This is a genomic window from Bernardetia sp. Wsw4-3y2 (assembly GCF_037126295.1).
Lineage (GTDB): Bacteria > Bacteroidota > Bacteroidia > Cytophagales > Bernardetiaceae > Bernardetia.
In genome coordinates this window covers 3,669,696-3,682,152 of the sequence record NZ_CP147017.1, presented here as the reverse complement: position 1 = coordinate 3,682,152, position 12,457 = coordinate 3,669,696, and the positions used below count along the sequence as shown (strand labels likewise).

Here is a 12,457-nt window from a genome sequence, read left to right as displayed (position 1 = left end):
AAACTGATTACTGGTAACTGATTACTGGTAACTGAAACAACTGATAACTGATTAATTAATGTTACAAATTGCACACATACAGGCGAACAAAGAAGAAGTCATTGCAGCACTTCAAAAACGCCATTTTAGCAGAGCTACTGAGCTTGTCGAAAAAGCTATTTCTATCGATAATGAAAGAAGAACGACACAGTCCTCACTCAACGAATTACAAGCTGGTGCAAATGAAGTAGCAAAATCTATCGGTGCTTTGATGCAACAAGGCAAAAAAGAAGAAGCTAATCAAGCAAAAGAAAAAGCTGCTCAAAACAAACAATCTATAAAAGATTTAGAAGACAAATTAAAGGAATTGGAAAATGATTTGACAAACTGTTTGTATGAAATTCCGAATACACCTTATAAAGATGTTGTTGCAGGAAAATCTTCTGAAGACAATCAAACTATCGAAGAATGGGGAACTATTCCAACACTTGCAGACGATGCCGTTCCACATTGGGAGCTTATCAAAAAATATGATATTATAGATTTTGAATTGGGAAATAAAATCACAGGTGCAGGTTTTCCAGTTTATAAAGGCAAAGGTGCAAGATTGCAACGTGCTTTAATCAATTATTTTTTAGATGAAGCCATTGCAGCAGGTTACAAAGAAGTTCAGCCTCCAATTTTGATAAATGAAGCATCAGGATATGGCACAGGACAACTTCCAGACAAAGAGGGACAAATGTATGAAGCAACTGCTGACAATCTTTTCTTGATTCCGACAGCAGAAGTTCCGATTACAAATTTATACAGAGATGAAATTGTAAAAGAAAGCGATTTTCCTATCAAAATGACAGGTCATACGCCTTGTTTTCGTCGTGAAGCAGGTTCTTGGGGCGCAGATGTGCGTGGTCTGAATCGTTTGCATCAATTTGATAAAGTAGAGTTGGTAGTGATAGAACACCCAGAAAAATCATATCAACGACTTGAAAATATGCTTTCTCATGTAAAAGGGCTTTTGGAAGCATTAGAATTGCCGTACAGAGTTTTACGTTTGTGTGGTGGCGATATGGGTTTCACTTCTGCTATGACATATGATTTAGAAGTTTATTCGGCTGCACAAGGTCGTTGGTTGGAAGTAAGCTCAGTTAGTAACTTTGAAACTTTCCAGTCTAATCGTTTGAAACTTAGGTTTGAAGATAAAGATAGGAAAAAACACTTAGCACATACCTTAAATGGTAGCGCACTTGCTTTGCCACGTATTGTAGCTACTCTTTTAGAAAACAATCAGACAACAGAGGGAATCAAAATCCCTAAAGTATTGCAAGATTATTGTAGGTTTGAAAAGATTGATTAGTTGTTTTTGTAGCTTACCTTTTAAAGCAATACACTATTCAGCTAAAAAATTCTGTTCTGTAAGAACTCTATATTGATAGAAAAAATCAAATAAAAAGTCGTTTGTTCCGTTAGGAACTTCATATTGGTAGCATTTTGAGTAAATCATAGAAAAATCTACTAATATATAACTCCTACGGAGTAAATGAAGAATCTATTTTACTCTTTCTACCAATATGCAACTCCTATGGAGTAGAATTACAAATCCTTAGCTTAACAGCATTGACCTAAAGGGTATGCTACAATTTAAAATTAAACAATCATTTAAAAATAGAGTTTATCAACTGTGTTTTATTATTTCATTACTGATTAAACTACTAATTGTTCTTTAGTCATTAATCACATTTTTTTCAACTTTTTTATGAAAGAAACTTCATTTTTTCGCCTTTCTTTAGTGTTTATTTGTTCTATTTTTCTTCTTTCAGCTTGTAAAAAAGGAGTTTCTACTCCTGCTGAACTTACCAAAAAATATGGTGTTGAGGCTTTTGATTTTACTTTTTTAAGTACAAAATCTCATCTTTCTTTTCAAAATCAAAAACAAGAATTAGGTAGTGCTGTTGATATTCGTATTGCAAAAGATAGTCTGATTTGGCTTTCTGCTCGTCCTGTTTTCGGAATTGAAGCTGCTCGTATGCTTATCCGTACTGATTCAGCTTTTTTGGTCAATCGCTTAGAAAAAAGTTATTCGGCTGTAGATATTCGTTCGCTTAGTAAGCAAGTAAACTTTGATGGAGATTTCAAAACTCTTCAAGCTCTATTTTTAGGAAATGTTCCTCCATTAGACCAAAGTATTACGCCAGAAAAAAAAGATAACTATTTTGTTTTAGAGCAAATCTATGAACTTTTCAAAACATCTATGTATGTAAGTAGAGAAAATAAAAAACTTTCTAAAGTTGCTGTTCAAGAGAATGATGGAATGAATAGTCTTTTTATAGATTATAGTAACTTCCAAAATTTAGACGGACAAAAAATCCCTTTTAAAGTAAATGCTGTAGCCAACTTTTTTAATAAAAAAGAAAATAAAACGGATCAAACCAAAATTGAAATCGAACATAAAAGAGTCAATTTTGAAAAATCAGATCTTTCTTTTCCTTTTTCTATTCCCGATAGCTATGATAAAAAGGAATTAGGAAAAAAATAAATTTATGTCGTTGGTGGGGACACCAACAACGGCGAGGAAAAAATAATCAATTCAATTACGAATTACGAATTATGAATTACGGTTGAAATGAAGAAATACATCGTAACTAAATTTTCGTAATTCGTAATTTTTAATTCGTAATTTAAAAATTATGTCATCAAAAGATAAAAATCTAAGCTTACATTCTGAAAAATCTATTCAAGAAATAGGAAAAAAACGATTTGCTATTGTGGTAGCAGAGTGGAATGAAGAAGTAACAGAAGCATTGTATAAAGGTGCTTATGAAAAATTAATGGAATATGGCGCAAAGGAAGAAAATATCTATCGCTATGATGTCCCAGGGAGTTTTGAGCTTACTTTAGCAGCACAATGGGCAGCTCAAAAACCAGAAATTGATGCAATTATTTGTTTAGGCTGTGTAATTCAAGGCGAAACTCGTCATTTTGACTTTATTTGTGATGCTGTAGCACACGGAATTACGAACGTAAATTTAAGACATAACAAACCTGTCATTTTTGGAGTTCTGACACCTGAAAATCAACAACAAGCTCTTGACCGTGCAGGAGGAAAACACGGAAATAAAGGCGATGAAGCAGCTATTACAGCAATAAAAATGCTTGGTGTTCATACGGCTATAATGAAAAAATCAAAAAGTGGTATAGGTTTTTAAAACCAATTTAGATTTTAGAAGGTAGAAGGTAGAATTCAATATAAATTATAATATTTTTATTTTACCATTTACCATTCATAATTCACAATTCATAATTCTAAATTCGTATTTATGTGGCTAAACATAGCTAATTTTATTTTAAAAAACAGACTGTGGCTTTTGCTTGTTGTTTTTGCTTTGACAATTTTCATGGCTTTTCAAGGTCAGAAAGCAGAACTTTCTTATACTTTTTCTAAAGTTGTTCCTGACTCTGATGAAGATATTATCTTTTTCAATAAGTTTAAAGAACTTTTTGGGCAAGATGATAATGTAGTCGTTTTGGGAGTTGAAGATGAGAAACTATTTGAGTTAGAAAATTTCCAGAAGTGGCAAAAACTATTATACGATTTAGAAAAAATAAAATTCGAAAATAAGGAAAATTTAAAAGGGTTAGGAGATAGTGTAAATGCTGTTAGTGGCGTAGTAGGGCTTGGAAAACTACCTTATATTTATAAAAACGAAGAAATTAAAAAATTTGAGCCAAAATCAATTTTCCCAAAACAAGTACAGACACAACTAGAGTTAGACAGTCTTTTAGATTTTACCTACAAAATAAAATTCTACGAAAATCAACTCATTAATCCAAAAAACAAGGCTTCTTTAGTTCTTGTTACGCTTCCTCCAAAAATTACTAGTACAATTTATAACCACGAAACGGTTATGCGAATTAGTGAACTGGGTAACAAATTTTCAGAAGAAACAGGCATCGAAATCCATTATGTAGGTCTTCCATTTCTACGTGTAGCTATTTCGAACAAGGTCAAAAGTGAAATGATTATTTTTCTATCCTTGTCCATTGCTATTACAGCCATTTTTATATTTTTATTTTTCCGTTCTTTCACCCCTGTTTTCGTTTCGCTAAGTCTGATTACGATTGTTATTATTTGGACTATCGGAATTTTAGGAACTTTAGGCTACAAAATAACTATTCTTACAGCTCTTCTTCCTCCTATTTTAGTAGTTATTGGTATTCCAAACTGTGTTTATTTTATTACAAAATACCATCAAGAATGCAATAACAAAAAGAATAAATTGGATGCCATAATATATGTAGTCAAAAAAATTGGTATTGTTACCCTTATTACAAATACTACTACTGCTATTGGTTTTTTAGTTTTGGTAAGCACAGGAATAGGTATTTTGAGTGAATTTGGACTGGCAGCAGGTATTACTATTTTTGCAACTTTCTTTATTTCGCTACTCCTTTTACCAATTGTTTTTTCTTATCTACCAATGCCAGAAGGAAGACGAACTAAACATTTGAATAGAGGATTGATAAATAAAATATTAGTTAGATTTGACTTTCTAATAGAAAATTATAGACCCATAATCTATTTATTTACCGTTTTGATTGTAGTTTGCTCTGCAGTTGGACTTAGTAAGATAAAAGCAAATTCCTATATGGTAGACGATTTGCCAAATAATACGAAAGAGAAAAAAGATATTGCTTTTATCGAAGCTAACTTTAAAGGAACAATGCCTTTAGAAATAGTAATTGATACAGGAAAACCAAAGTCTTATCGTAGACCTCAAACATTGGAAAGAATAGAGCAAATTGAAAACTATGTAGATAGTTCTGCACATCTTTCTACTCCTATTTCTCTAGTTACTTTTATAAAAGCTGCAAATCAAGCCTATTTTAATCAAAGCGAACAATCTTATAACTTGCCTGATAAGCGTACAGGAGCATACGTATTACGTTATTTGAAAGGACAAAACGATCCCACAGCTATTTCTGCATCTTTCGTAGATAGCACCGAACAGATTTTGAGAGTATCTTTGAAAGTAGCTGATATTGGTTCTTTACGTTTGGATTCTTTAGTCAGAATGAGCTTACAACCCAAACTAGATAGTATTTTTGCTGACTCAGTTGGTTCTACCAAAATGAGCGCACGAGTAACAGGAACAACCCCTATTTTCTTGAAGGGAAATAGTTATTTAATAAATAACCTCAAATGGAGTTTGCTTTTAGCTTGTATTTTGGTAGCTATAATAATTGGTGCGCTCTTCCAAAATGTCAGAGTAATGCTTATTGCCATTATTCCAAACCTTATTCCTCTTTTAGTTACAGCAGGAATTATGGGATTTTTTAATATTGCTCTCAAACCAAGTACAGCTCTTGTCTTCAGTATCGCTTTCGGTATTGCTGTTGATGACTCACTTCACTTTTTGGCTCGTTTTCGTCAAGAACTTTTAGCTTTTGATTTTGATAGACACAAAGCCATTGATATTTCGCTTCGTGAAACAGGAAAAAGTATGATTTATACTTCTATTATTCTGTTTGCAGGATTTATAATTTTTGCTTTTTCTTCTTTCGGAGGAACAGTTGCTTTAGGACTTTTGACTTCAATTACGCTGTTAGTTGCAATGTTTACAAATTTGATTTTGCTTCCTTCTTTGCTTCTTACATTTAATGCAAATATTCGTCGTTCAAATCATCCTCCTATTGAGGAATAAAAACGAATATAATAAATCATACTATTCAATTAAAAACTGCTAAGATATATTTTTATCTTAGCTTTTTTCTTTTAATTGTATAGCTCACTTTTAAGTAACTGAGCAAAATAAAACATATCTAAGAAAAAAATAGAAAGTAGACGTTTAAACGATCAAGATTATAGATTGAGTATAGAGCAATACTAATTCCATACAAAACTAAACCTATTAATACCATTACAAGCCATTTTTTCCAGTAGGTTGTTGATAAAAACAACGAGACAAACAATAAAACGAGATTGCAAATCAACATCAAAGAAGAAAGACAATCAATAAAAAAACTAATTTTTATTAAAAAATTAAAATCAGTTAATATTAATGAAGAGGAAGAAAAAAAGGAATAAACTCTTTGAATACTCATCAATACAAGTATTCCATTAGCAGCCAAAACAACACGCCAAGAGTTTTTCCAAACATTTGTTTGTTTTTTCTTTTCTTCTCGGTCTAATATTTTATCCATGCTTAATGTTATAATTTTGTCTAGTTTATTATTTTATCAAAATCAAGTATAAATTGTATAATCAATGCACAAATAAATAAAATCAGACAATAAGCTACCATTATCAACCATTTTTTCCAATAGGTTTTAGATATAAATAAAGAAATGAGTATACATAAAATATTTATGCCTGCTGTAAAAATGGAAACTATACTAAATGTACTAACAATGATATTTTCTACTGGAAAAGTAGCATCTTCCATTTCTATAAAAAACATATAATAACTCCATAAAAGAAGAAGAAATACACTTATTCCATTTGTAATTAAAACAAGTTTCCAAGAATTCTTTGCTTGAGGGTTGTTTTGTCTATCTAATATGCGTTCCATCGAATTTGCAAGGTGTAAAATTGAATAAATGAATAATAAAGCAATTTTTTAAATTATTCTACCGTTGTAGTATAAAATTGCGAAATATTTTGTATCTTATTATACCTATAATATAGAGTAATTCTTTTTAGGTAAATTCATATTAATGTAATAATGTAATTTTTTCTTTGAATTTTAACAAAAAAATCTTTCTTAGCCTAAAAGAAAATTAAGATTTGTTTTTTCAGAGTTTGCACACTGTTTAATACTTATTTAGTCAGAATAAATTGCATATATTGCTTATCACTCACAATAAGTAACTAAAAACACTTACAACTTATATTTTTATTGGTTTTTTACTGTAAAAGAATACCTCTCAAGAATTCAAATATATCAACATATTGTTTGGAATTGTTAGCAACAATTCCTTAATTTAGAAAAAATTAGAATTAATTACACGAGTATAAAAACTTGTAAAAACTAAAATAAAGACAAAAAATCAGAAAAAGTTAAAAAATACTATCCAAAACACGCATCAACTCACACAAATACACTAAAAATCTATGTCTGTGGCTACGTCGCTTCCAAAAATTTTGTTTGAGGGAGTAAATTCAATCATTTATTACCGAGATACTAGCGAGTGGAATACACCCGTCATTATCAAGGTTATCAAAAATGATTTCCCGACTCCTACGCAGCTTATTCAGTTTAATAATGAGTATGAATTTACGAAAGACCTCAAAATAGAGGGAATCAGAAAAGCATACAAAAAAGATAAACTAGAGGGTAAGTCTGCACTTGTATTGGAATATTTTCCTGGAATTACATTCAAAAAAAGCTTTTTTGAAAATTCTTGGACGTACAAAGATTTTTTGAAAGTAGCTATAAATGTTGCTGAAGCACTCGGACAGATTCATCAAAATCATATTATCCATAAAGATATTAATAGTAATAACGTTTTGGTCGATTTGGTAACACATCGCATCAAAATTATTGATTTTGGTATTTCTTCACGTATAGATACTCGTGTGCAAGACCTTCGTAATCCTGATGCATTGGAAGGTACACTCGCTTATATTTCGCCTGAACAGACAGGTAGAATGAATCGTGCTGTTGATTATCGTTCCGATTTGTATTCCTTAGGTGTTGCTTTTTATGAAATTCTGACTAATAAACTACCTTTTACGGCTGCTGATTCTATTGAGCTAGTTCATTGTCATTTAGCACAAAAACCTCAACCTCCTCACCAAGTAAATCCAACTGTTCCTCGTGTTTTGTCCGAAATTGTGATGAAACTTTTGGAAAAAAATGCAGAAGATCGTTATCAATCTGCCTTTGGTCTCAAGAATGATTTAGAACTTTGTTTAAAGGGATTTATTGCAAATGGAAACGGTAAAATTGATTACTTTAATTTAGGACAAGAAGATTATTCAGATCGTTTTTCTATTCCTCAAAAACTCTATGGCAGAGAAGATGAAGTAAAATTATTACTCAATTCTTTTGAAAGAGTTTCGAATGGTGCAACCGAACTTGTTTTGGTAGAAGGGTATTCTGGAGTTGGAAAAACATCATTAGTAAGTGAAACTCATCGTTCCATTACTGAAAAACGAGGTTATTTTATAAAAGGAAAATTTGATCAATATCAAAAAAATGTTCCTTATTCTGCTATCATTCAAGCTCTTAATGAATTTATAGAGTATTTACTTACTGAAAATAAAGATTCTTTAGCAGACTGGAAACGAAAAATAAATAAAGTATTAGGTGAAAATGGTCAAATATTATTAGATGTTTTACCAAACCTAGAAATGATTATTGGAGAGCAAGAGCATGTTCAAGATCTTCCTCCTAACGAAGCCAAAAATCGCTTCAATTATGTATTTAAGTCTTTTATTCGTGTAATTAGTCAGAAAAAACATCCTATTGTTCTCTTTATCGATGATATGCAATGGGCAGATGGAGCTTCTTTAAATTTACTTAAAGTTTTAATGACAGATAGCGAAAACCGTTATTTACTTGTCATTGGGGCGTATCGTGATAATGAAGTTACCTCAGCACATCCTCTGATGATAATGGTAAAGAGCTTACAGGAACAAAATGCACCAATCAGTTCGATAGTATTAGACAATTTGGGCTATGAAGATATTGAAAAACTAATTACAGAATCTCTGAAAGCTCAGATACTTCAGGTAAAACAGCTTTCTTATCTAATTTATAGAAAAACACATGGTAACGCTTTCTTTGCAACTCAATTTTTAGAATCGCTATACGAAGAAGGTTTATTACATTTTGATTTACAGTCTAAACAATGGCAATGGGATATTGTCAAGATTGAAGAGAAGAAAACTACCGATAATGTAGTTGAACTCATGACTGCTAAAATCGAAAAATTGCCAGTAGAAACACAAGAAATACTAAAGTTTGCTGCCTGTGTTGGTGATAAGTTTGATTTGCAGATGCTTCGTAGTGTTAGTAATTTTTCATTAAAAGATATTTTTGATAGAGTATGGGTCGCAATTGAAGAAGGAATGATACTTCCTTTAGATGATAATTACAAACGTATTGCAATCCTTAGTGAAGACCCTGCCTTGGAGCAGCGATTAAATGCTCGTTTTAAGTTCTTACATGATAGAGTTCAGCAAGCTGTTTATTCTCTTATTCCTGATAGTCGTCGTTTTGAAATGCACTATAAGGTGGGCAAAATAATCAAAGAAAACACACCTGATGGACAGTTAGAAAGCAAAATATTTGATATTGTCAATCAACTCAATGTTGGAGTGGCTCTTTTAGAAGACCAACAAGAACGTTATGAATTGGCTCGTCTGAACCTGATTGCAGGAAGAAAAGCAAAAGCCTCAGCAGCTTACGAACCTGCTTATGATTATTTTTATGCTGGAGTTGCTCTTTTAGATATTATTGGTTGGAAAGATGAATATATCCTTGCTTTACGTCTTCACAATGAGGCTGCTGAAGCTGCATATTTAAGTGGAAATGGAAGTGGAATGGAACAGTTTGTAAATGGTGTACTTACCAATGCAAATGGTTTTTTAGATAAAGTAGCTGTTTTTGATACCAAAATTCAATTTCTTATTTCTAAAGGAAAAATGAATGAGGCAATCAGCCTAGCTGTTAGTACACTTAAAAAGTTAAAAGTAGGTTTTCCAAGAAATGTAACTAAACTTCACTTACTTCGTGAAATATTCCGTATTAAAGGAATGATGACAGGGAAAAAAGTATTTGACTTGGCAAATCTTCCACAGATGGAAAACAAGAAAAAACTAGCTGCCATGAAAATTTTATCAGGCATTAGTTTGGCTGCTTATGTAAGTGGTTCGCCATTGTATCCAATGATTATTTTCAGACAAGTTCAGTTATCTATCAAATATGGGAATGCACTTGTTTCTACATACGCTTATTCTTCCTACGGAATCATTTTGTGTGGAGTGCTTGGAAACTTAGATTCTGGATATCGTTTTGGAGAATTGGCTATCAAACTTTTAGACAAACATGACTCTGAACGTTTTAAGGCAAGAACCTATATGGTTGCAAATGTTATGATTCGTCATTGGAAAGAACCTTTAGAAAATTCATTAAAACCTTTAGTAAAGTCATATAGAAAAGGAATTGATACAGGTTTTTTTGAATATGCAGCATTTTCTATATTTATTTATGTGTATTATCGTTTTGCAACAGGTAAAGAACTCAACGAAGTAGAAAAAGAAGCCAATATGTATATTGGTGCAACTTATGATTTAAGACAGTTTAATCCCTATCACAACATCAAGTTACTTCGTCAGACCTTCCTAAATTATTTGGGTAAATCTGAAAATCCTGCCGTTTTAGAAGGGGAAGAATATCCATTAGAGCTGCAGAAGGAAATTTTGGAAGGAGGAAATTCGGCTTCTATCTGTTTACATTTCTTTATGAAAGCTTGTTTGAGCTATAATTTTGGCGACATTGAAAAAGCATATAGCTATGTTGTTCTGACAGAAAAATACTTAAAAGGAATCATATCAACAGCAGGTGTACCTGTTTATCACATGTACGATTCACTTATTCATATTGCTATTTATCCAAGTTCATCATTATGGGATAGACAACGAATTTTAAGACGTATTGCAAAAAATCAAGCTAAGCTTTATAAATTTGCCAAATTTTCACCTTCTACTAATCTACACAAATATTATTTGGTAGAGGCAGAACTTGCACGAGCAAAAAATGACTATATAGAAACAGAAAAGAACTTTAGATTAGCTTTAGAAGCTGTTGCAAAGACTAATTTTATTCAAGAAGAGGCACTAATTAAGGAACGTTTTGGATACTATTGGCTACAAAGAAAACAAGAAGATATTGCTATGATGTTTTTGCGTAAAGCCTATTATGATTATCGTATTTGGGGTGCAAAAGGCAAATTAGAACAAATGCATGAAGTATATTCGCATTATGTTAAGCAAGATGCCATAACTGAAATAGGGCAAACGACAACTTCGCCTTCTCATACGTTGCATACACATAATACAAATGAAAATGCAGCTTCAACAACTATGATGACTACTAGCAAAATATCTTCTAGTGGCTCAAAAAGTGGTACAAGTTTCTTGGATTTCGAAACGCTCATTAAATCTACCCAAACACTTTCACAAGAAGTCAATTTTGAGGAACTAATGCCTAAGATGATGCGTGTAGTAATGGAAAATGCAGGTGCAGAAAAAGCATTTTTGATTCAAAATTATGATGGAGAATTTTTTATAGAAGCAAAAGGAGATTTGACACAAACACAATCGACACAGTTTTTGCATCAATCTGTTGAAGAAGATAGTGATTTAGTTCCTAGAACAATTATTAATTATGTAGTCCGAACAATGCAACCTCTTGTTTTGGATAATGCTTCAGAAGATGAAAAATATGCCAATGACACATACATGAAAGCATACAAGCCGAAATCGGTACTTTGTTTTCCTGTGATGCGTAAAAATGAATTGTTGTGTATATTTTACTTAGAAAATAATCTAACAACAGGAGCATTTACACCAGATAGATTACAAACTCTACAAATGCTTTCTACACAAGTGAGTATTTCTTTAGAAAATGCTCAACTTTACCAAAACTTAGAAGGAAAAGTAAAAGAACGAACAATAGAACTGCAGGAAAAAAACAAACGTATAACAGATTCAATTCGTTATGCTCAAACTATTCAGGATGCTATTCTACCAGCCAAAAAGACTTTAAGAGAATTATTTACAGAGCATTTTGTTATTTATCGCCCTAAGGATATTGTTTCAGGAGATTTTTATTGGGTAACTCATGTAGAAAATTACACATTTGCTGCTGCTGTAGATTGCACAGGTCATGGTGTTCCAGGGGCATTTATGTCAATGGTGGGAAATACCCTTCTAACAGATATTGTAGGCGTAAAACGAGTTTTTGACCCTGCAAAAATATTGGAAATGCTCCATGAAGGAGTTCGGGCAGCTTTACATCAAAAAGATTCTGATAATACAGATGGAATGGATGTAGCACTTTGTAGGATAGAAAGACAAGAAAACTGGGTTGAAGTCACTTATGCAGGAGCAAAACGTCCTCTTTACTATACTTCGAATGGAGAAATAGAAAAATTAAAAGGAGATAATCTAAGTATTGGTGGAGTAGTGAAGAAAAAAGAGTATGTATTTACAAATCAAAAAGCTGTTTTATTGGCTGAAGATGTTATTTACTTGACTTCTGATGGTCTTATAGACCAAGCAAATCCAGATAAGAAAAAATTTGGCTCTACAAAATTTGAATCTTTACTTAAGCAATTTCATGAAAGACCTTTTAAAGAGCAAAAAGAAATTTTATCTAACCAATTAGATCAACACCAACTTGATGCAGAGCAGAGAGATGATATTACAGTTTTGGCGTTGCGATTATAGAATAATTCGAAATTATATTCACAC

7 protein-coding genes are annotated in these 12,457 nt (G+C 31.9%); 5 read left to right on the top strand and 2 right to left on the bottom strand.

What is annotated here, in order from left to right; all coding sequences use genetic code 11:
• Positions 1–58: 58 nt before the first annotated feature.
• The 4 genes from serS to V9L05_RS15025 all read left to right on the top strand — a co-directional run bounded on the left by serS (position 59) and on the right by V9L05_RS15025 (position 5,678).
• Positions 59–1,333 carry a serine--tRNA ligase gene (gene serS, locus V9L05_RS15040; RefSeq protein WP_338812679.1) on the top strand — a complete coding sequence of 425 codons (1,275 nt, stop codon included), beginning with the start codon at positions 59–61 and terminating at the stop codon, positions 1,331–1,333.
• A gap of 399 nt (positions 1,334–1,732) precedes the next feature.
• The gene (locus V9L05_RS15035; protein ID WP_338792410.1) at positions 1,733–2,512 is read left to right on the top strand and encodes a DUF4292 domain-containing protein; all 780 of its coding nucleotides are present in this window, start codon (positions 1,733–1,735) and stop codon (positions 2,510–2,512) included.
• A gap of 151 nt (positions 2,513–2,663) precedes the next feature.
• Complete coding sequence (gene ribH, locus V9L05_RS15030; protein WP_338792411.1) at positions 2,664–3,182, top strand: 6,7-dimethyl-8-ribityllumazine synthase; 519 nt, start codon at positions 2,664–2,666, stop codon at positions 3,180–3,182.
• Between the two features lie 189 nt (positions 3,183–3,371).
• Positions 3,372–5,678, top strand: coding sequence for an MMPL family transporter (locus tag V9L05_RS15025; protein WP_338812678.1), 2,307 nt, complete (start codon positions 3,372–3,374; stop codon positions 5,676–5,678).
• Between the two features lie 118 nt (positions 5,679–5,796).
• Here the strand turns inward: V9L05_RS15025 and V9L05_RS15020 are convergent, their stop codons facing one another.
• A complete protein-coding gene (locus V9L05_RS15020; protein ID WP_338812677.1) occupies positions 5,797–6,177 on the bottom strand; it encodes a hypothetical protein in 381 nt (126 codons plus the stop codon).
• Between the two features lie 20 nt (positions 6,178–6,197).
• Positions 6,198–6,545, bottom strand: a complete 348-nt coding sequence (locus tag V9L05_RS15015; protein WP_338812676.1) for a hypothetical protein — start codon at positions 6,543–6,545, stop codon at positions 6,198–6,200.
• 542 nt (positions 6,546–7,087) lie between these two features.
• Here V9L05_RS15015 and V9L05_RS15010 point away from each other — a divergent pair.
• Entirely contained in the window at positions 7,088–12,433 is a 5,346-nt protein-coding gene (locus tag V9L05_RS15010) for an AAA family ATPase (RefSeq protein ID WP_338812675.1), read from the top strand.
• Positions 12,434–12,457 lie beyond the last annotated feature (24 nt).